Origin of the sequence: Pseudomonas sp. S12(2018) (assembly GCF_024355235.1) — a bacterium.
Lineage (GTDB): Bacteria > Pseudomonadota > Gammaproteobacteria > Pseudomonadales > Pseudomonadaceae > Aquipseudomonas > Aquipseudomonas palmensis.
In genome coordinates this window covers 154077-175712 of sequence record NZ_QLAD01000011.1, presented here as the reverse complement: position 1 = coordinate 175712, position 21636 = coordinate 154077, and the positions used below count along the sequence as shown (strand labels likewise).

Genomic DNA, 21636 nt, shown 5'->3' with positions numbered 1-21636 from the left:
CACGCGCCCGGCCTTGATGCCACGGCCCATGCGGTAGGCACGGTTGATGTCGCGGGTCCACAGCCCGGCGCCCAGGCCGAACTCGGTGTCGTTGGCGATTGCCAGGGCCTCGGCCTCGTCCTTGAAGGTGGTCACGCCCACCACCGGGCCGAAGATCTCTTCCTGGAACACGCGCATCTTGTTGTGGCCCTTGAGCAGGGTCGGCTGGATGTAGTAACCGGTCGACAGGTCGCCGGCCAGGCGCTCGCTGGCGCCACCGGTCAGTACCTGCGCGCCCTCTTCGCGGGCGATGTCCAGGTACGAGAGGATCTTGTCGTACTGCTGCTCGGACGCCTGGGCGCCAACCATGGTTTCGGTGTCCAGCGGGTTGCCACGCTTGATCTGGGCGATCTTCTTCATCACCACGGCCATGAACGGCTCGTAGATCGACTCCTGTATCACCGCACGCGATGGGCAGGTGCACACTTCGCCCTGGTTGAAGAACGCCAGCACCAGACCTTCGGCGGCTTTCTCGATGAAACTCGGCTCGGCCTGCATGATGTCTTCGAAGAAGATGTTCGGCGACTTGCCACCCAGTTCCACGGTGCTGGGGATGATGTTCTCGGCAGCGCACTTCATGATGTGCGAGCCCACCGGGGTGGAACCGGTGAAGGCGATCTTGGCGATGCGCTTGCTGGTGGCCAGCGCTTCACCGGCCTCGCGCCCGAAGCCCTGCACGATGTTGAGCACGCCCGGCGGCAGCAGGTCGCCCACCAGCTCGGCGAACACGGTGATCGACAGTGGGGTCTGTTCAGCCGGCTTGAGCACCACGCAGTTGCCGGCGGCCAGGGCCGGGGCGAGCTTCCAGGCGGCCATCAGCAGCGGGAAGTTCCATGGAATGATCTGCCCGACCACGCCCAGCGGTTCATGGAAGTGGTAGGCGGCGGTGTTTTCGTTGATCTCGGCGGCGCTGCCTTCCTGGGCACGGATGCAGCCGGCGAAGTAACGGAAATGGTCGGCGGCCAGCGGCACGTCGGCATTCAGGGTTTCGCGAATGGCCTTGCCGTTGTCCCAGGTTTCGGCAATGGCCAGCACTTCGAGGTTCTGCTCGATACGGTCGGCAATCTTGAGCAGGATGCGCGAGCGGTCCTGCACGCTGGTACGGCCCCAGGCATCGGCAGCGGCGTGGGCGGCGTCCAGGGCGCGCTCGACGTCTTCGGCGCTGGAACGTGGAAATTCGGCGATGACCTGGGCGTTCACCGGCGAGCTGTTGGTGAAGTACTGGCCGTTCAGCGGGGCAACGAACTCGCCGCCGATGTAGTTGCCGTAACGCGGTTTGAAGTTGACAAGGGCGCCTTCGGTGCCGGGAGCTGCATAGATCATGTTCGGGCCTCTGTTGATCCGGGCCTGTCATGACGACAGGCGGTGTACGGATCTTAGGCAGGCCGGGGCGGCTGACGAATCGCCCTTTGGCAGAGGACAACTCGTCATTTGGTAGTAGGCGCGGGCGCCGCTACAGGTCCAGGAACAGCGCCCGGGCCGAGCGGCTGTCGATCTGGCTGCGGTAGATCTGGATCACGCGCTCATTGTCGGCGTCTGCCGGCAACTGGTACTGCCCCCCCTCGAACCGCTGTGCGGCGGTTTTCAGATGCGCCGCGGTGTACAGCCCAGGCTCTGCGTCCAGGGTCGCGTAATGAAAGTGCGCCACCCACAGCAACTGCCCCGCCTTGTCGTGGATTTCGTACTCCTGAAGGAAATCCTGGGCATGGCCCTTGCGTTTTCGCGTGGGCTTGCGCGGCTGGAGCCTGTGCAGGCTGACCTCGCCCTGGGCCTTGAGGTAGGCCACCCGACTGACCGTCGGCAACTGTGCCAGGGTCATCTGCACACGCAGACGCCGCCCTTCATCACGCAGATGCTTGGCCTGCTCGAGCAGGGCCTTGGCTTGCAGCGCCGCATCCTGGCCGGCAGCCGACCGGTCGGTGTCGTTGCCGGCAGTCAATGCCTGTTCGATCTGCCGGGCCAGCTCGTCAAGCGGGCGCGCCTGCTGCGTCAGGATTTCTTCCATCTCCACCGGAAGCATGGCGGTCCTGGCCTGGGCGACGGCGCGCCTGAGCTGCTGCGCCGAGTCGTTCAGCAACCGCGTGGAGCGCTCCAGCAAGCCCGGCAACTGCGCCTGGGTGGCGCGCGCAGGTGCTGGGCGGGGGCGCTCCACCGGCTGCCAGATACCGGCCTCGGCGGTTTCCTCGTAGCGGGCCAGCTCGCGCTGTTCCACCGGGTCGATCACCACCACCACGTCGCTGTCGGCCCCTGCCAGCCGACGCTGCTGGCCCACCACCACGCCGCGGTTGCGGGTGCGTATCAACGTGCGCGAGCGGCTGCCTGAGGCCGGTGGCGCCGAAGGTTGGCGTGGCAGGTCGCGAATCAGCCCGGCCAGTCTCTTCTGGGCAGCATCATGCAGGGCCAGCAGCACCTGCTGGTACTCTTCCACCTGTGCCGCCCCCTGCAAAACCGCGCTGGAGGCCTTGTACAGCTGGGTGCCCTGCAGTGCACTGGCATAGTGGCGCACACTGCTGTCGAGCATCTGCACCCGCTCCTGATCGGTGAACGCCCCGCCCATCTCGAGCTCCAGTTGCAAGCCCAATCGGGCAGACAACACCGTCTCGTAGATACCCTCGCCCCCGGCGTGCCCGCGGTCTGCCTGCAGCACCAACACCCCCAGCATGTTGATCTGGGACGAACGCCAGGCCTGGACTGACAGCTCTTCACCGCGCATCGCCTCGATCCTGCTTGCCTGGGCCGGGCCGCCGGGCAGGATCTGGCGCAGCTGCCCGGTCAGGCGATCGAGGGCCTGATAGCAGTCGATGATCTGCTCGGTCAGGGTCTTGGCCCCTTCGAGCAGCACCACCAGTTGCCGATAGGTGGGCGAAGTGCCTTCCAGCACCAGTTCGCGCAGACGGTCCTGACCCTGGCCGCCGCGCAGGTTGTTTATGCCGTCCTTGTTATGCATGAACAGGCTTCGCAAGGCGTACAGCAACTGCACGGTAATGCTGGACTCCTCGAACAGGTAGTTGCCCTGCTGGGCGCGAAAGTTTGCCAGGGTTTTAAGCTGGTTCAGTTGCGCATGGCTTTCGCGCGCCTTGGCCAGCCCCTGCCCGTGCCGTCGCAGATCATCCACATAGCGCTGCAATCGCTCGGCCGAGGGCTGCGGCTCCTGTTTCACCACCTCGTCCAGATCGCGCTTGAGCTGCAAGGCGCTGGCCTGGCGCACCGGCTGGTAGTCGTCCAGTTCCTTCTGCAGAACCTCCACGCGAGCCTGGTTGGCCAGGCGCAACTGCTGGATGCGCCGATTCAGCGGCATGCCGCCACGCAAGCGCAAGCCCAGGTCGAATTGCCAGCTGCCATCGGCGGCGTGCCGCAGCCAGGGCCCGGGAGGCTGTTGCGCGTCGCGGATTCGCAGGCCGGCATCCTCCTCCACCACGGGGTAGACCTGCCCGCTGACACCCACCCACAGACGGTCCTCATGCAGGTACAACCCCTGCCAGGGCCCGTGGCTGATCGGTGCCCCCAGCCCCTCGCGGCCCTGCACGCGCTGCAGGGGCACCAGCCGCGCGCGCTGTTCGCCGCTCAGTCGGTCCGCCGCCGCTGCCCAGCTGAAATCCAGGCTGTCCAACGCCTGGCCCGAGGGCGAAGCGAGGGCATGGCCGAACTCGGGCTCCAGCACCTGGGCCAGCGGCGACTCGCCCCTCTGCGCAGGGGTTGAGAGCTTGAGCCGGGTGGTGTCGGTCCTGCTCGCCAGCAACGTCAGCGCCAGGTTGAACAACCATCCCGCCAGCTGCCCGTCACCCTCGCTCTGGTGTTGCTGCAAGGTATCGCGCAGGCCCGCCGTCAGTTGCACCAGCCAGCCGGCCACCGCAACCGGGCCATTGCACAGTGGCAACAGCGTGTTGAACATCAGCCAGCCCAGTTCGGCATAGGCCGCCCAGCGCTGTTCGCTGGATGACTGCGAGCCGGCCCGGGCGCGGGCCACCAGTTCCTGGGCGCAGCTACGGTACAGATGCACCAGCGGGTCGCCATCGATCAGCGCGTCGCTGAACGACGCCGGGGCCGGCACCTGAAGGGGAGCGAAGTCCGAGCCGGGCAGAAAGCGCACCGTATGCGGCTGCTCCAGCCCGCCACGCGCGTACACCGGCTGTGCCTTGGCAGGCAGCCGCGCCAGTAGATCGTCGTGCAGCGCGCCGGGCTCGCACAACCGCTCGAACAAGGCCTGGCGCGAGCTGAACTCCTGCAGCGGCTCGCGGTGCAGTGGGCGATACAGCAGGCACGGCCCCTGGCGCGGGTCGCGGCCCTCGACCAGGTAAGCATTGAGCGCGACATCGGGGTGTGCACCCGCCTCGCGCAACAGGCCCAACGGACGCAGCACCGCGTCGGTTTCCTCGCCACGGCACAGTGCCATGACACGCCGGGCACTCAGTGCACTAACCCCTTCGCGTTGACGCAGGTAATACTCCAGCACCAGCATCGGCAGTTGTTCGCGCAACTGATCGACGAACAGCTGCTGGCGACTGGCCGACTGCACAGGGTCATCCAGCAGGCTGTGCTGCAACAGGTCCGGGTAGGTCTGGCCCACGTCCAGGCGGGTGACCTGGGCCTTGATGAATGCAAGATCCAGCCATGTCGGCAGCACTGCGCCGCTGCGGCTGCGCAAGGTGACGCTGCCTGCCCTGAGCAGCCCCAGGTTGCCCACCGCCAGTTGGGCCAGGTTCAGCGTCACCTCGCGAATGCTGCCCGCCGGGGCAAAATCCCCCCCACTGCCGCCGGCGCCGGCAATCACCTGGCGGTTGACCAGCTCGACATCCTCCAGCTCGGCACGGGTAAAGCCCGGGTGCCCGGCACGCACCGCCGCCTGCCACTGGGCCCAGGCATACTCCGGCATGCCGGGCAGGTCATGCAGGAACGACTGCCCGCCACTGCGCTGCTGCACCCGCGCCAGGCGCACCAGCATCTCGGTGTACTGCAGGCGCGGCGCATCGTCAGCGTCGCGCAACCACGTCGGCAACAGCCCGCGCAGGCTGGCCAGGGTCTGGCGCTCGCTCACATCGCACACCTGCACCAGCGAGGTGGCTTCGTCCAGGCGCGCGACCAGCGTCTGCACCGGGTCGACCTGCGAATCGAGAGGTGCTGCGGCGATGGCATCGATCAGGCGTAATTGCTGTTCGAACAACAACCGCGCCTGGGCCTGGAAAATCGACAGTTCGGTCTGGTACAGGTTGAGCTTGAAGGTGCCCGAAGCCTGCGCGCCCCAGCCCCTGGCCAATGCCTCCAGCAGTGCCTGGCGCGAATCGAAGCGATACAGCCCACCCGCCAGGGTGTAGAGCACCACGACAGTGCGCAACTGGCCGAGCACCTGGCGCTCGATCAGCACCGCGCTGGCCAGTTCAGGGTCCAGCCCGCCACCGGGTTCGGCATCCAGGCACAGCAGCGACACGCGTACATCCGCGCCGTTGCCGAACTGCGCGCGCTGCGTCGCCCGTGGATAGATGCCGACCATCGTCGCCGTGGCCAGCTCCAGCCCGTCCAGCACGCCAGCCCCTCGGGCCAGTTCGCAGGCGCTGGAAAAACGGCTTTTGAGGTAATCGGCCAGCCAGTCCCAGCGCGCGGTCTGGCCCGGCTCGGCCTGGCCCCAGTAACAGCTGAGCACACGCTTGTATTCATCGAGCAGCAACGGCCCGCATTCATTGAGCAGGGTTTCGACCGCGTGCAGGTCGACATCGGCGGCCTGCGGATACTCGGCGCCGCGCTGCAGGGTGAGGTAGTCCAGCCCGCTGGCCAGGTTGAGGCAGGTGCGTTCGCAATAGCGCCGTATCAGGGCATCGGCCAGCGTATCGAGCCGCGCGCCCTGCCCCGGCCGCCCCCTGACCAGGGTCAAGGCCGATGGCGCCGGGCCCTTGATCCCGCGCACCTGCCATTGCTGCGCGCACACCTGCGCAGCCACGGCGTGCAACGAGGGCCGGGTGACCATCTGGCGGCCGATGGGGCCGCACAGCGAAGCGTGTGTGGCCAACTGCCCGAAAAGCGTATCTGCTGCATCCATGATGCGACTTCCTTGTGAGTAAAGAAGCCGCAGTACAGCGTCACGCCCTGCCGGGCAGGTGGTAGATGTTGCTCAGCGGTCCTTGAACTGGGCCTCGCGCTTGGCGATGAACGCCGCCATGCCTTCCTTCTGGTCTTCGGTGGCAAACGCGGCATGGAACACCCGGCGCTCGAAGCGCACGCCTTCGGACAGGCTCACCTCGAAAGCACGGTTGATGCTCTCCTTGACCATCATCGCCACCGGCACCGACTTGCTGGCGATCTGTGCCGCCACCTTCAGGGCCTCCTCGAGCAGCTGCTCCTTGGGCACGATACGCGCCACCACGCCGGCACGCTCGGCCTCCTCGGCCCCCATCATGCGCCCGCTCAGGCACAGCTCCATGGCCTTGGCCTTGCCCACCGCGCGGGTCAGGCGCTGGGTGCCGCCCATGCCCGGCAACACGCCCAGGTTGATTTCAGGCTGACCGAACTTGGCATTGTCGGCGGCCAGGATGAAGTCGCACATCAGTGCCAGCTCGCAGCCACCGCCCAGGGCGAAGCCGGACACCGCGGCGATGATCGGCTTGCGGCGGTTGGCGATGCGGTCGCTGTCGCTGAACAGGTCGTCGATGTAGATCTGCGGGTAGCTCAGCTCGGCCATTTCCTTGATATCGGCACCGGCGGCGAAGGCTTTCTCCGAACCGGTCAGCACCACGCAGCCAATGTTCGGGTCGGCTTCGAGCTGGTCCAGCGCCTGGTTCAGCTCGCGCACGATCTGCGCGTTGAGGGCGTTGAGCGCCTGGGGCCGGTTGAGGGTGATCAGGCCGACCTTGCCACGGATGTCCAACAGAATGGTTTCGAAACTCATGCAAGCTGCTCCCTTCAAAGATTGCGCGCAATGACCATGCGCTGAATGTCGCTGGTGCCTTCGTAGATCTGGCAAACCCGCACGTCACGGTAGATCCGCTCCAGCGGGAAGTCGCTCAGATAGCCATAACCGCCCAGGGTCTGCAAGGCATCGGAACAGACCTTTTCGGCCATTTCCGAAGCAAACAGCTTGGCCATCGAGGCTTCCACCAGCGCCGGGCGCCCGGCATCACGCAAGGCGGCGGCATGATGCACCATCTGCCGGGCCACGGCGATGCGCGTGGCCATGTCGGCCAGGCGAAACGCCACCGCCTGGTGTTCGATCAGGGGCTTGCCGAAGCTCTCGCGTTCGCGCGCATAGTCACGTGCCACCTCGAACGCGGCCCGCGCCATGCCCACCGATTGCGCGGCAATACCGATGCGCCCGCCTTCCAGGTTGGCCAGGGCGATCCGGTACCCCTCGCCCTCCTCGCCCAGGCGATTGGCCAGCGGCACACGCACGTTCTCGAAGACGATCTGGCAGGTATCGGAGGCATGCTGGCCGAGCTTGTCCTCCACCCGCGCCACCTGGTAGCCAGGCGAGTCGGTGGGCACGATAAAGGCACTGATGCCGCGCTTGCCGGCTGCCGGGTCGGTCACCGCGAACACGATCACCACGCCGGCATTCTGCCCCGAGGTGATGAACTGCTTGCAGCCGTTGAGCACATAGTGATCGCCCTCGAGGCGCGCACGGGTTTTCAGGCTGCTGGCATCGGAGCCCGCCTGGGGCTCGGTCAGGGCAAAGGCACCGAGCATCGCGCCCGTGGCCAGCGGCGTCAGAAACTGCTGCTTCTGCTGCTCGCTGCCGAACTTGAGGATCGGCACGCAGCCCACCGAGTTGTGCACGCTCATGATGGTCGAGCAGGCACCATCGCCGGCGGCGATTTCCTCCAGGGCCATGGCGTAGGCGACATAGCCGGTGTCGCTGCCGCCCCACTGCTCCGGCACCAGCATGCCGAACAGGCCCAGCTCGGCCATCTGCTCGATAGCCTCCCGCGGGAAGCGGTGCTCGCGGTCCCACTGCTCGGCAAAGGGCCGCAGGCGCTCCTGGGCAAACTGGCGAACGGCGTCGCTGATCTGCTGTTGTTCATCGTTGACTAGCATGGTGCACCTCAGTCCAGACACTCGACAGCCATGGCCGTGGCTTCGCCACCGCCGATGCAGATGGCCGCGATGCCGCGGCGCAGGCCCTTCTGGCGCAGCGCGGCAAGCAGGGTCACCAGAATACGCGCGCCCGATGCGCCGATGGGGTGGCCCAGGGCGCAGGCGCCGCCGTGGATGTTGACCTTGTCGTGGGGCAGGTCCAGCTGCTTCATCGCCGCCAGGGTGACCACCGCGAACGCCTCGTTGATTTCGAACAGGTCGACCTCGGTCAGGCTCCAGCCGGTGCGCTTGAGCAGCGCATCGATGGCGCCGATCGGCGCGGTGGGGAACAGTGCAGGCTCGTCGGCGAACGCCGCATGCCCGTGGATCACCGCCAGTGGCTTGAGGCCGCGCTGCTCGGCCTGGGACCTGCGCATCAGCACCAGCGCCGCCGCACCGTCGGAAATCGAGCTGGAGTTGGCTGCCGTGACCGTACCGCCTTCGCGAAACGCCGGCCTGAGCTGCGCGATCTTGTCCAGGCGGGCCTTGGGCGGCTGTTCGTCGTGGCTGACCAGGCGGGTCTGCCTGCCCTCGGTCACCTCCACCGGCACGATCTCGGCGGCAAAGCTGCCGTTCTCGATCGCCTGTTGCGCACGGGTCAGCGAGGCAATCGCAAAGTCGTCCTGAGCCTGGCGGCTGAAGCCCTGGGCCTGGGCGCAGTCCTCGGCAAAGGTGCCCATCAGGCGACCCTTGTCGTAGGCATCTTCCAGACCGTCGAAAAACATGTGGTCGATGACCTTGCCGTGGCCCATGCGGTAGCCGCTGCGCGCCTTGTCCAGCAGGTACGGGGCGTTGGACATGCTCTCCATGCCGCCGGCCACCACCACCTCGGCGGTACCGGCCAGCAGCAGGTCATGGGCCATGATCGCGGCTTGCATGCCCGAGCCGCACATCTTGTTCAGGGTGGTGCAGGTGGTGCCCTTGTCCAGGCCGGCCCCCAGGGCCGCCTGGCGTGCCGGGGCCTGGCCGAGACCGGCTGGCAGCACGCAGCCGAACAGCACCTGGTCGACGCTGTCGGCAGCCACGCCCGCACGCTCGACGGCTGCGCGAATGGCGGCAGCGCCCAGTTGCGGTGCAGTCAGGCTTTTGAGATCGCCCTGCAGGCCGCCCATGGGCGTGCGCACGGCGCTGACGATTACGATGGGATCATGGGACATGCTCATGCGGTTCTCCTGAATTACTTGGCAGCCATGCGCAAGGCACCGTCGAGACGGATCACCTCACCGTTGAGCATGCTGTTTTCAATGATGTGACGCGCCAGCGCCGCGTACTCCTGCGGGCGCCCCAGACGCGGCGGGAACGGCACGCCGGCCGCCAGCGAGTCGCGTACTTCCTGGGTCATGCCGGCCATCATCGGGGTTTCGAAGATGCCCGGCGCGATGGTCATCACGCGGATACCGAAGCGCGCCAGTTCGCGGGCGGCCGGCAGGGTCAGGCTGGCAATCGCGCCCTTGGAGGCAGCGTAGGCCGCCTGGCCGATCTGCCCGTCATAGGCGGCGATGGAGGCGGTATTGATGATCACCCCGCGCTCGCCGTCGGCGTCGGCACCGCCTTCGGCCATGGCCGCTGCCACCAGGCGCAGCAGGTTGAAGCTGCCGATCAGGTTGACGTTGATCACCCGGCTGAAGCTGTCCAGGCCGTGCGGCCCCTGCCTGCCCAGGACCTTCTCGGCGCCGACGATGCCGGCACAGTTGACCAGCCCGTGGAGGCTGCCAAAGGCGCTGACGGCCGCGTCCACGGCGGCCTTGGCCGGGGCCTCCTGACTGATGTCGGCCACGGCGAAACGGGCCTTGTCACCCAGGGCTTGCGCCTTGGCTGCAACGGCCTCGGCGTTAAGGTCCACCAGCATCACCTGGGCACCGGCGCCGATCAGCATCTCGGCGGTGGCGGCGCCCAGCCCGGAGGCGGCGCCGCTGACGATGAAGTTCTTGTTGGCAATTTGCATAAGGGGTCCTCAGGCGCTGGCGACGGGCGCCGGCGCGGTGTGTTGTTTGGCTATTTCCTGATTGCGCAGGATGAAACGCTGCAGCTTGCCGCTCGGGGTCTTGGGCAGCTCGCCGACAAATTCGATTTCGCGCGGGTAGGCATGTGCATAAAGGCGCTGGCGCACATGCTGGCGCAGGTTTTCGGCCAGCTCCGGCGTGCCCTCCACGCCGCTGGCCAGCACCACGAACGCCTTGATCAGTTCGGTGCGCTCCGGGTCCGGCTTGCCGACCACGGCGGCCTCGATCACCGCCGGGTGCTCGATCAGCGCGCTTTCCACATCGAACGGCCCGACCCGATACCCGGAGGTGGTGATCACGTCGTCGCTGCGCCCGACAAAGCTGATGCTGCCGTCCTGGTTCAGCTCCACCGTGTCGCCGCTGAGGTAGTACTTGCCGACGAAGGCCTTGGTCTGGACCCCGTGGTAGCCACCGAACCAGCACAGCGGTGACTGCTCGCGGTCCACCGCGAGGATGCCGGGCTGGCCGGGCGGCAGTTCGCGCTGCTGCTCATCAAGCACAACGATGCGATGACCCGGGATGGCAAAGCCGGCCGAGCCCAGGTGCACCGGGTGACGCAGGCCGTGGTGGTTGCACAGCACCATGCCCAGTTCGGTCTGGCCATAGTGATCGTGGATGGGCACCTGCAGGTGTTCGGCGAACCAGCGGATCACTTCCGGGTTGAGCGGTTCGCCGGCGCTGCTGACCACCCGCAGGCGGCCCTTGATCGGCTCGGCGAAGGCCTGGCCGGCGGCGATCAGCATGCGATAGGCCGTGGGCGACCCGGCCAGGTTGGTGATGGCGTACTTGTCGATCACCCGGCAGGTACTTTCGACACTGAACGGGCCGTCGAAGAAGGTGGTGGCCTGGCCCAGCGCCAGCGGCCCGGTGACGGCGTAGTACAGGCCGTAGGCCCAGCCGGGGTCGGCCAGGTTCCAGAAGTTGTCTTCGGGGCGCAGGTCGATGGCGTCGCGCATGTAGCCCTGAAACGCCACGATGGCCCGCAACGGCACCTCCAGCGGCTTGGCCGGGCCGGTGGTGCCGGAGGTGAACATCAGCAGGAAGGGGGCCTCCCCGGACAACAGCACAGGCGCGCAGTCGGCGCTGGCAGCGTCGAGGGCAGTGTGAAAATCCAGGTCGCCGCTGCCGGCCTGGGCATCGACGGTAATGATCCGCGCACAGCCCTCGACCTCGTCGAGCTTCGGGCGGTTGGTGCGGTCGGTGACCACCACGCGGGCGCCGGAACTGTGCAGGCGGTGCTCGATGGCCTTGGGCCCGAAGGCAGTGAACAGGGGCTGGTAGACCGCCCCCAGTCGCCAGGTGGCGAGCACCGTGACCAGCAGCTCGACGGTGCGCGGCAGCAGCCCCGCCACCCGGTCGCCCGGCCCCACGCCCTGCGCCTTGAGCACATTGGCCAGGCGTGCGGCGCGCTGCTGCAGGTCGGCAAAGGTGTACTGCGCGCAGGCCCCGTCGTGGCGCTCCCAGTACAAGGCCACGCCGCCCTCGGCGGCGTGCCGGTCGCAACACTCGACGCAGGCGTTGAGCGCACCCAGGTTGCCCGCCAGCACGGCATCGGCAGTGTGCAGGTAATCGAAAGCACGCTGCGCGTCGTGGTAATCACGCATTGCCAGACTCCTCGTTTCTTATTGTTGGAATAGAACGAATGATCTGACGATAGTCGCGCCACCAGCGCGCAGCGACAATGGCCAAAGCTGTCAATCTGGATGACTGGTTTGGCCACTGCCTGCACAGCCCCCGGGGCTAGCCCGCAGGCGGCGCGGCAGCCTCCAGCGCCGCCTGGGTCAGGCGCAATGCCAGCGCCTGCACTGCCGCCTCGCGTTCGCTGCGCAATGCGTTCATTCGCGTCAGGTACACCCCTTCCTGCAGCGTGCCCTGTTGCGCGGCCAGCACCTCGAGTCGATCCCAGAACGGTTGTTCGACCTGCTCGAACTCGCCTTCGTGAGCCTGGCGCAGGTAGGCCAGCCAGAAATCCCGGCCGCTGATGAACGTTGCCAGCTGGTCGGTCTGCTCGGCAGCCAGCACCACCCGCTGGGCCTCGTGTATCTGTGCCGGTGCCACGGCGGCCACTTCGGCGAACTGCATGTTGCGCGGTTGCCCGGGCAGGTCCAGTGCAGCGGCCAGACGGGTGCGATAGGCCAGGCTCACCTCGACCTCGTCCACCCCACGCGCCTCCTGCGTCCTGGCCTGGATGTCGGCACGCGCGAACTGTTCGACCTGTTCAAGACGAAACAGACGCCGCGCGAAGGCGAGCAACGCTTCGCCCTGCTGCTCGTTCGGGCTGTCTGCGCGCACGGTCTGAAACAGCAAAAACCGCACTTCGAGCGCACTGTAGGTGGACGACACGCTGTCCACGCACGTGGTCGGGCTGGCCGCCAGCTCGAACAGTTCCTCGCGCAGCGCCGTGTGGTGCGCCATCGCCTCGAGCATGCGCCACACGCGCTGGTCCAGTTCGGCCCGGGTATGCTGGAAATCCGCCGACCCGGTCAGTTCGGTCAGCAACTGGAAGAAGTCTGCGGCGCCAGGCTCTGCAATCAGGCTGTCCCAGTAACGGCTGCGCACATCCAGCTGCGCCTCGTTCGCCAGCTCCAGCCATAGTGCGCGGGCTTGCGCAGTCGTTTCAGCACGTACCATGACACCGGCCGCAGCCTCCACCACGGGCAGCAACTGCTGCAGATCGTTGATGCGGTCCCAGGTGGCCTGCGGCAGGGGGTTACGCTGGAGCAGGTAGATGTTCAGCGACTCGGGCACGAAGAACGTCTCCGGCAACTGGGTGATGAGGTTGTCGCGCAAGTCGACCACATCCAGAAACGGGCATTCGAGCAACCCGGTCGGGAACAGCTGCAGGCGCGTACTGCGCAACCACACGTGGCGCAAGTTGTACATGCCGGCCATGTTCGGCAGGATCTCGATGGGATTGTTGTCCAGGTTCAGCACTTCAAGCCGATGCAGGGACGCAAGGGTATTGACCCCGGTGTTGCGCAGGTTGATCTGGTTGAGGTTCAGGTTCACCTCACGCAACCAGTTCATGCCGTTCAAGGCAGGCGGTATGCGCCCGAAGCGGTTGTTGGCCAGGTTGAGCCAGCGCACGCCGACAAAGCGTTGCAGGAAGCTGTTCGACAGCTCGGTCAGCCCCATGCCCACCAGGCTCAGGTCTATCACGTGGGAAAAATCGATACCGGCCCCCAGCGGCGGCAGATGCCCCACCGGCATCGCCACCAGGTTCAGGCGATAGCCGATCAGCGTGCCACCCCCATTGGTCACGCGATCGGTCTGTCGTCGCCAGCACCGGCGCAGCTCATCGGCCACCAGGCGTCGCCACTCGCGGGACTGGCCAAAGACCTCCCGACACCACAGCTGCAGGCTCGCATCGAGGCGCTGGTACTGGTCCAGCAGGCGCATCAGTGCCGTCATCGGTTCAACCGAGCCCCCCTGCAGTTCGGTCAGAAGCACATCGATCTGGAGTTGGTCATAGCCCGGGAACAGCACACGCACCACACTGACCAGGGACCGTCGTGTCGCACTGCCCCGGCCACTGAGCGGATACCCGATGCGACCGTCGGGCAAGCGCTGGGGCGGGCTGAAGCGCCCGGCCGAGCGCGCCTGCCCGATCAGTTGCGCGGCCTCGGAGGGATTGGCCAGGGCCCGCGCAGCCAGGGCCTGGCGCATTTGTGCCGCGCTGTCATGACGCGTCCAGCCCAGGGCGCGACGCTGCTCGCGCGTCAGGCAGCAGGCAATCGCCTCGAACATCCCCTGGGGAGCCGGGATCTCGTCGTCGATCTCGTAGCCTTCAGTGTCGTACACCGAAAACTGCCCGTCGCGACGCACCAGCACGCGCGTCTGGCGGGTATCGCTGAGTGACAACTGGCGCTCGATCACCCGCCCGCTGGACGAACCTTCGCGCAGCTCCAGGTTCAGCCCGTCGGGCCAGGCCGGCATGCGTCGCAGCAAGCCGAAGGCCAGGCCCACGCTGTCGTCACTGTGCACGTTCTGCAGGCACAACCCCTCCAGCGCCCTGCTCAATCGCGCCTCACGCAAGGTGTGGCGTGCCTGCTCGGCGACCGCCAGGGGAATGCGCCGAGTCTGATCCATCATCTGGCGCTGCGTGGCATCGGCCTGCTCTGCCAGCGCCTGGGCATAGCGTCGCGCCAGCCCGGGAAAGTCACGTTGCAACAGGCTCACACGGCTATCGGCAGCGGTCAGCGTGGCCGCCTCAAGGTGCTCGAACAGTTCGAAGCGCAAGCGCGGCATCTGCTCCCAGATATGATCGAGCTCCGAGTCCTGCCCCGCGTCTTCGACACCCTGCAGATGCTCCCTGCAGAAGGCATGGAGCACAGGGTCCAGGCCCTGGGCATCGGTTTGCCGGTGCAGACGCTCGAAGAATGTCGAGATGCGCGTATCGATACCGAAGCGGACCAGGGTATCGCGCAGGCGAACCGGCATGCCCCGGTTCTCCACGTGCAGGCCGCGCAAACGCGCCTCGTCCATACCGGCAATCACCATGACCTGGTCGATCTGCGCATCGCTCAGCCCTTCGGCCAGCGGGCCCAGGCGCCGCATCAGCAGGGCATTGCCCGCCCACTGCAGCGCATGCTCGCCAGGAAGGCGCCAGGCGCCTTCGCCATTGGTTTCCAGGCCGGGCGAGTAGGCTTCGGCACGCTGCGGGTGCACCATAACCCAGCGCCCATCGCGCTGCTGAACCTGATAGGTCTGCCCTTCATGCCTGAGCCACAGCGCGCCTGCATCCTCATACAAGCCATCGCCGCGCGGCACCAGGGTTTCAGGCAAAGGGTGGGCATGACGGTAGCTTGCCAGGTCTTCGTTCCACAGCCTGTATTGGCCCGTGCTGCGCACTATCGGCATGAGGCCGTCGACGAAGGCCGAACGTTTGGCCACCGCCACCAGGCCCGCCACACCCGCCCCTGTTGCAACGCTGGCCAGCACGTTTTCGGCCACGCCGGTCAGATGCGCCAGGGCCTCCTTGCGCTGGCCCTTGCTCCAGTCGACGGCGCCCTCGTAGACCTCGCCCAGCAACTGCCCGACGCTACTGAGCAGCATGATCTGGCCAACCCCGGGGACGAACGAGGCCGCTATGCCGAGCAGGGTTTCACCTGCGGCCAGGTAGGCCTCGCGACGTGCTTCGGCCAGCGCATCGTCGACCCTGGCCGTAGGCACGGCAAGCACCGCTGCGTCGGCCTTGAGCCGGGCGATACGCCATTGCGCAAGGCTGGCGAACAACTCCCCGGCCAGCGGGTAATCGAGCAGCTCCAGGTCCGGGCGCGCCGCGTCTCGCTGCGCCTGCCAGGCCGCGCCGAAAGCTGTGCAGGCTGATCAGGCTCTGGAAGTAGCTCAGGTAATCAGCCGATTTCAAGGCCAGGCCCAGATCGGTTGCACAGGCATACCAGGTCGGATACTGACGCAGCGGGCGCTGCGGATCGCCAGGCAGAAACACCACCACCTGGCGCACCAGGCCGGCCTCGGTCCAGCGTATCGCCCCCTCCAGGGGTTCGCCACGGGCCAGAAAGGCGACCGCGCCCTGTACCTGCTGCCCCAGCACCTCGATGCTGCGCACCCTTACCGGGTGCTCGGCGTAAGTCACCTGGCTCGCCCCGTCGACCACCTGGCGCAGCATGCGGTAGGCCACCTCGTCGATGTCCTTTTTCAGGTAGCCGACCTGGGCGGCCACATCCAGCTGATCGCGCTGTTCGCGGGCCAGCAGCGCATGGCGCTGGCGCTTGAGTGCGTCATCCGGCGGGTCGAGCACACTGTCCAGATGAGCCTGATACTTCTGGCCCAGGTCCAGCGTGCGGGACAGGCCGGCAAACCGCTCGGGCGCGACGCCCAGTGCCTGACCCGCAGACACGATCGCCGTGCCGCGAAAGAATCCCCAGTAGCCACCGGCAGTCTCGCTGAAGTTCTGCAGGGCACGCTGCAACAGCGGGCTCTGGATCTCGATCGCCTCCAGATAAGGCATGGGCGTGGCCGAAAGCCCCGGGCGGTACTGACGCAGGCGCACTTCCTTCCAGTGCGCCGCACGCGTGTCCAGTTGCAGCCCCAGGGTGTCGCGCAAGGCCTTGTCCAGCAGGGGCGCAGCGAACACGTCGGGCGACTGCAGGAGCTGGAACAACTCGGTCAACGCTTCAAGCGACGCCTGATGCCGGATCAATGCAGCGCTCACTGCGCGCGCCTGGTCCCTGGATGCCGTGCGCAGCCAACCCGGCAGGCGTTCGGCGATGAATTGATCGAGGATGGTGGGATCGTCTGTGGTGCCGGTGGTTTTGCGGATGCTCGAGGTCGGGCTCATGGCGCCTGCTCCATCAAGGGGTGGGCACCCAGACTAGGAACAGCCCCGCCGGCAAGGGAGCGGGAAGGCTTGCCTCGCGGCCTCAGCCCGAACCCAGCACGAGGCTGCGGTAATGCCCGGGGTTGCACCCCGACCACTTGCGAAAGGCCTTGTAGAACGAACTGGTGTCGGCAAACCCCAGGCGTTCGGCGATCTCCACGTAGCTGACCTGCGCATCGGCCAGCCAGCCGATGGCCAGCTCGCGGCGCACGCTGTCCTTGAGGGCCTGGTAGGTCTGGCCCTGCTCGGCCAGGCGTCGGCGCAGGGTGGAGGCCGACAGGCACAGCTGCTGGGCCAGTGCCTCGGCATCCGGCCACTGGCTGGCGGGCAACTGGCGCAGGTCGTCGCGGATACGCCGCGCCAGGCTGGTGGGGTCCCGGTACTTCACCAGAATGTTGGCCGGCGCCTCGGCCAGAAAACGCTGCAGCTCTTCGGGTGTGCGCCTGAGCGGCAGGTCCAGGCAATCGGCAGCGAAAATCAGCCGCGTGCGTGGGCGCTCGAACTGCAGGTTCTGTGAAAACATCACGCGGTAGTCATCGCAGTAGTCCGGCTCGGCGCAGCGCAATTCGATGGCCAGAATCGGAATGCGCCGACCCGCCAGCCAGCAGGCCACACCATGCACGATCATCCAGAAGGTGAAATAGGTGAAGGGTCGGCGCGGCGCCTCGGCGGGTTCGCCGATCACGATTTCAGCCAGGCTTTGCTGGCGCACCAGCACCGGGTGCAGGTGCTCGAGCATCAGCGACAGAAACCCCAGCGCGCACTCCAGGCCCGCGCCCAAGGTCGGCTGGGCCATGGACGAGCGGCAGATGAACGCCAGGCTGCCGCTGCGCAGCCCGCGCGGGTCCATGCAGAAGAACTCGTCGTTGCAGCGACGCGCCAGCAGCCGCCACAGCCGGGCATAGGCACTGGCCGGCACGCGGGCCTGGGGCTGCTCCAGTTGCTGCGGGTCGATCCCCACCCGCTGCAGCAACGCCGCAGCCGCCGCGCCGGGTGCGCTGCTTTGCAACAGGGCCTCGCGCACCAGTTGCATGGAGATGGTGTCTTTCTCCTTCATCGACCCTCACTCGTGTTGCAGGTGGTGTGTGCCGGCCATCTTAGGGGGCCGACGGCAAAACGCCAACGCCGTGTCATGCCGATGACGCCAGCCCGAGAAAGGCCTGGATCAGGCGCAACTCGCGGCGCCGCTCCAGGCAACCGAGCATGTGCTGGTTGACCAGCCCTGGCCCCTCTATGGGCCGGGCCACCACCCGCGGATCGTGGCTGGTCTCCATCGACGAGACGATACCCAGCCCCAGCTGCGCGGCCACCGCCTCGGTCACCGCTTCGCGGCTGTCGAGCTCCAGCAGCACCCGTGGCTGCACCCCGGCCCGGGCACAGGCCTGGTCGAAGGTGCGCCGGGTGATCGAGCCGGGTTCGCGCAGCACCATGATCTGCTGGTCCAGTTCGGCAAGGGGCAACTCGGGGCGGCTGGCCCAGCGATGGCCGGCCGGCAGCAAGGCACAGATACGCGACGACCCCAGGGCCTGCAGGTGCAGGCCCTTGCGCGGTTCGACCTCGGTCAGCACGGCCACGTCAGCATGCTCGGACAGCAGCGCCGCCAGGGTTTCCTGGGCATTGCCCAGGCGCAGGTTGACCGTGATGCCGGGGTAGCGCACGCGCAGCTGGGCCAGCATCGGCATGACCTGGTGTGGCCCGTCGGCGGCAACTTCCAGGCGCCCGGTAAGCAACTGGCGGTTGGCTTCGAGCATCACCTGCGCCTCCTCGGCCAGGCCGAACATCGCGCGGGTGATGGCGGCCAGGCGGGTGCCCTCCTCGGTCAGCTCCACACGCCGCGCAGTGCGCCGCAGCAGGGTGATCTGGTAATGCTCCTCGAGTGCCTTGATGTGCCCGGTGACCGCTGGCTGGCTGATGAACAGGCGCGCGGCAGCGCGAGTAAAGCTGCCCTCGCGGGCCACCGCATCGAAAGCGCGAAGCTGGAACAGGTTCATATCTATCGGCCTGACTTATGGTTGGCATAACGACAAACAATTTGATTGATGAAGCGCGCAATTGCAACGTAGGCACCGTAGTTTCAGCCCACCGCTTGCGAGGAGCATCGCCATGACCCACACCCCCGTCCTGCTGACGCCGGGCCCCCTGACCACCTCGGCACGCACGCGGCAGGCGATGATGCTCGACTGGGGCTCATGGGACCGCGAATTCAACACCTTGACCGCCAACCTGTGCCAGCAGTTGCTGAGCATCGTCAATGGCCACGCCAGCCACCACTGCGTGCCCCTGCAAGGCAGCGGCACCTTCGCCGTGGAGGCGGCCATCGGCACGCTGGTGCCCCGTGACGGCAAGGTGCTGGTACTGGTCAACGGCGCCTATGGGCAGCGCCTGGCCAGGATCTGCCAAGTGCTGGGCCGCGCTTTCACCACCTTCGAGACCGCCGAAGACCAGCCCACCACCGCCGCCGATGTCCAACGCCTGATCCGCGCCGATACCAGCATTACCCACGTGGCGCTGATTCACTGCGAAACCAGTACCGGCATCCTCAACCCGCTGGCGCAGATCGCCCAGGTCGTCGCCGATCACGGCAAGCGCCTGATCATCGACGCCATGAGCTCGTTCGGCGCCCTGCCGATCGACGCGGCCCAGGTGCCTTTCGACGCCCTGATCGCGGCGTCCGGCAAGTGCCTCGAAGGCGTACCGGGCATGGGCTTCGTGTTCACCGACAAGGCCGCACTGGCTGGCGCCGAGGGCAACTCGCCGTCGCTGGCCTTGGACCTGCATGACCAGCATGCCTACATGGCCCGCACCGGCCAGTGGCGCTTCACCCCGCCCACCCACGTGGTGGCGGCGCTGCACGAGGCCCTGCTGCAGTACCACGAGCAAGGCGGCCTGGCGGCGCGCCACCAGCGCTATGCAAGCAACTGCAAGACCCTGCTCGACGGCATGGCGGCCATCGGCTTGCGCAGCTTTCTGCCCGCTGCCATCCAGGCCCCGATCATCGTCACCTTCCACGCCCCGCGTGACCCGCGCTACCAGTTCGCGGACTTCTACGAACGGGTCAAGGCCAAGGGGTTCATCCTCTACCCCGGCAAGCTGACCCAGGTCGAGACATTCCGCGTGGGCTGCATCGGCTGCGTCGGCCCCCACGAGATGCGCGCCGCGGTCCAGGCCGTGGCCGATGCGCTGCGGGAAATGGAAGTGCTGCACATCTGATTCCGTTTTATCCCCCTTTTCTGCGGTATACCGAACAAGGAACGCAATGATGAACTACAGCAACCCCACACAGCTGCAAGCGGCCATTCTCGACTGGGCCGGAACCGTGGTCGACTTCGGCTCGTTCGCCCCCACGCAGATCTTCGTCGAGGCCTTTGCCGAATTCGATGTGCAGGTGTCCATCGAGGAGGCCCGCGGCCCCATGGGCATGGGCAAGTGGGACCATATCCGCACGCTGTGCGACCAGCCGCAGATTGCCGAGCGCTATCGCGCGGTGTTCGGCCGCGTGCCAAGCGATGATGACGTGACGGCGCTCTACAACCGCTTCATGCCGCTGCAGATCGAAAAGATCGCCACCCATTCGGCGCTGATCCCCGGCGCACTGCAGACCATCAGCGCCCTGCGCCGGCAGGGCCTGAAGATCGGTTCGTGCTCCGGCTATCCGAAGGTGGTGATGGACAAGGTGGTGGAACTGGCCGGGCGCAATGGCTATGTGGCCGACCATGTGGTGGCCACCGACCAGCCCCCCAACGGTCGCCCGTGGCCGGCCCAGGCGCTGGCCAACGTGATTGCGCTGGGTATCGACGATGTGGCGGCGTGCGTGAAGGTGGACGACACCGTACCGGGCATTCTGGAAGGGCGTCGTGCCGGCATGTGGACCGTGGCGCTGGTGTGCTCGGGCAACGCGCTGGGGCTGACCCATGAAGGTTACCTGGCACTGGATGCCGAGCAACTGGCCAGCGAGCGTGCGCGCATTCATGCGCTGTTCGAAGGGTCACGCCCGCACTACCTGATCGACACCATCAATGACCTGCCGCAGGTGGTGGAGGATATCAATCGGCGTTTGGCGCAGGGTGAGATGCCGCAGGGGGTATAGACCGTGTTGGGCTTTCGCCGGCAAGGCCGGCTCCTGCAATCGGCAAGGCGGCTCCTGCAGGCCAGGAGCCGCCCTCGCCAGCCAAGGGCGCGCCTGGGCCCTATGCCAGGTGCCGCGCCACCCACGCCGCATAACTGTCGATGAAGCTCTGCAGAAACGGCCGGGTCTTCTCCGAAAGCTTGCCATGCTCGTCGAACAGCGTCGCCGCCCCACCCACATAGGCCTCTGGCTGCTGCATGCAGGGCACATCGAGAAACACCAGGGACTGGCGCAGGTGGTGGTTGGCACCAAAGCCCCCCACCGCCCCCGGCGACACACTGATCACCGCCCCCGGCTTCTTGCTGAACACGCTCTGCCCGTACGGGCGCGAGCCGACGTCGATGGCATTCTTGAGCACGCCAGGCACCGAGCGGTTGTACTCGGGGGTCACGAACAGCACCGCGTCGCTGGCACGCACCTTGTCGCGAAAGGCCTTGTAGGCTGCCGGTGGGTCGGTGTCGATATCCTCGTTGTACAACGCCAGCTCGCCAATTTCGACGATACCCAGCTTGAGGCTGGCCGGTGCCAGCTCTGCAAGCGCCCTGGCGACCTTGCGGTTGATCGACTCCTTGCGCAAGCTGCCTACCAACACCGTAACCGAATAGACCTGGCTCATGACCACGCTCCAACCTGATCGACATAGAGAAGTGGTAGTTATAGACGCTACGGCGCGGCCCACAGGTTTTTTTCCAGGGGGACTAAACTTCCCAGGCAAAACAGTGGTCTATGGCCCATAGAGAACATTTCAGAGGGCACACGCCAAATGACAGCAGTACTGGTCGGACAATTTCATGCTCGGGATGCTGAAGGACGCATCTACCCCGTTCATGAATTTCAGGAAGCCACCCTGCAGGCCGATGGAAGTGCCGACTCCTTGCCGATCACCAGCTATCGCCTGGCCATCGGCGATCGGGTCAACCACCTGGGCGAGGATCGCTTCGAGCTGGTACAGAGCGGCGTGGAGATCACCCGTATCCCCTGACGCACCGCGCGGCCCGAGCAATCCGGCCGCGCCCTTTGCTTCAGGCAAACAAAAAGGGCGACCCTTACGGGTCGCCCTTTTTGTGTTA

General features: G+C 66.5%; 15 protein-coding genes. 3 read left to right on the top strand and 12 right to left on the bottom strand.

Annotated features, from left to right (window positions below; all coding sequences use genetic code 11):
• The 11 genes from DN388_RS23420 to DN388_RS23370 all read right to left on the bottom strand — a co-directional run.
• Positions 1-1362, bottom strand: a 1362-nt coding sequence (locus DN388_RS23420; protein ID WP_254506146.1) for an aldehyde dehydrogenase family protein, incomplete at its 3' end; no start/stop codon positions are given.
• A gap of 130 nt (positions 1363-1492) precedes the next feature.
• Positions 1493-6070: a hypothetical protein gene (locus tag DN388_RS23415; protein WP_255002263.1), complete on the bottom strand. Its 4578-nt coding sequence runs from the start codon at positions 6068-6070 to the stop codon at positions 1493-1495.
• Positions 6071-6142: 72 nt separating this feature from the next.
• Entirely contained in the window at positions 6143-6916 is a 774-nt protein-coding gene (locus DN388_RS23410) for an enoyl-CoA hydratase (RefSeq protein WP_043860114.1), read from the bottom strand.
• A 14-nt stretch (positions 6917-6930) separates the two neighbouring features.
• Positions 6931-8058 (bottom strand): acyl-CoA dehydrogenase, encoded by a 1128-nt coding sequence (locus tag DN388_RS23405; RefSeq protein WP_043860115.1) that lies wholly within the window; start codon positions 8056-8058, stop codon positions 6931-6933.
• 8 nt (positions 8059-8066) lie between these two features.
• Positions 8067-9260 (bottom strand): acetyl-CoA C-acyltransferase, encoded by a 1194-nt coding sequence (locus DN388_RS23400; protein WP_054915720.1) that lies wholly within the window; start codon positions 9258-9260, stop codon positions 8067-8069.
• A gap of 14 nt (positions 9261-9274) precedes the next feature.
• Positions 9275-10042 (bottom strand): SDR family NAD(P)-dependent oxidoreductase, encoded by a 768-nt coding sequence (locus DN388_RS23395; RefSeq protein WP_058541897.1) that lies wholly within the window; start codon positions 10040-10042, stop codon positions 9275-9277.
• Between the two features lie 9 nt (positions 10043-10051).
• Positions 10052-11704, bottom strand: coding sequence for an AMP-binding protein (locus DN388_RS23390; RefSeq protein WP_255002262.1), 1653 nt, complete (start codon positions 11702-11704; stop codon positions 10052-10054).
• A gap of 136 nt (positions 11705-11840) precedes the next feature.
• Complete coding sequence (locus DN388_RS23385; protein WP_255002357.1) at positions 11841-12731, bottom strand: NEL domain-containing protein; 891 nt, start codon at positions 12729-12731, stop codon at positions 11841-11843.
• Positions 12732-15204: 2473 nt separating this feature from the next.
• Complete coding sequence (locus tag DN388_RS23380; protein ID WP_255002261.1) at positions 15205-16401, bottom strand: DUF6543 domain-containing protein; 1197 nt, start codon at positions 16399-16401, stop codon at positions 15205-15207.
• An 82-nt stretch (positions 16402-16483) separates the two neighbouring features.
• On the bottom strand, positions 16484-17497 hold the full coding sequence (locus DN388_RS23375; protein ID WP_043859675.1) for an AraC family transcriptional regulator: 1014 nt from the start codon (positions 17495-17497) through the stop codon (positions 16484-16486).
• A 73-nt stretch (positions 17498-17570) separates the two neighbouring features.
• Positions 17571-18431: a LysR substrate-binding domain-containing protein gene (locus DN388_RS23370; protein WP_054915716.1), complete on the bottom strand. Its 861-nt coding sequence runs from the start codon at positions 18429-18431 to the stop codon at positions 17571-17573.
• Between the two features lie 112 nt (positions 18432-18543).
• On the opposite strand from DN388_RS23370, the gene DN388_RS23365 reads away from it, so the two are divergent.
• Together DN388_RS23365 and phnX are read left to right on the top strand one after the other, a co-directional pair.
• Positions 18544-19650 carry a 2-aminoethylphosphonate--pyruvate transaminase gene (locus tag DN388_RS23365; RefSeq protein WP_255002259.1) on the top strand — a complete coding sequence of 369 codons (1107 nt, stop codon included), beginning with the start codon at positions 18544-18546 and terminating at the stop codon, positions 19648-19650.
• Between the two features lie 49 nt (positions 19651-19699).
• Positions 19700-20527, top strand: coding sequence for a phosphonoacetaldehyde hydrolase (phnX, locus tag DN388_RS23360; protein ID WP_255002257.1), 828 nt, complete (start codon positions 19700-19702; stop codon positions 20525-20527).
• A gap of 100 nt (positions 20528-20627) precedes the next feature.
• Here phnX and DN388_RS23355 read toward each other — a convergent pair whose 3' ends face one another.
• Entirely contained in the window at positions 20628-21182 is a 555-nt protein-coding gene (locus tag DN388_RS23355; protein ID WP_255002254.1) for an NADPH-dependent FMN reductase, read from the bottom strand.
• A gap of 147 nt (positions 21183-21329) precedes the next feature.
• Here DN388_RS23355 and DN388_RS23350 point away from each other — a divergent pair, with 147 nt between their 5' ends.
• Entirely contained in the window at positions 21330-21548 is a 219-nt protein-coding gene (locus DN388_RS23350) for a hypothetical protein (protein WP_043859680.1), read from the top strand.
• Positions 21549-21636 lie beyond the last annotated feature (88 nt).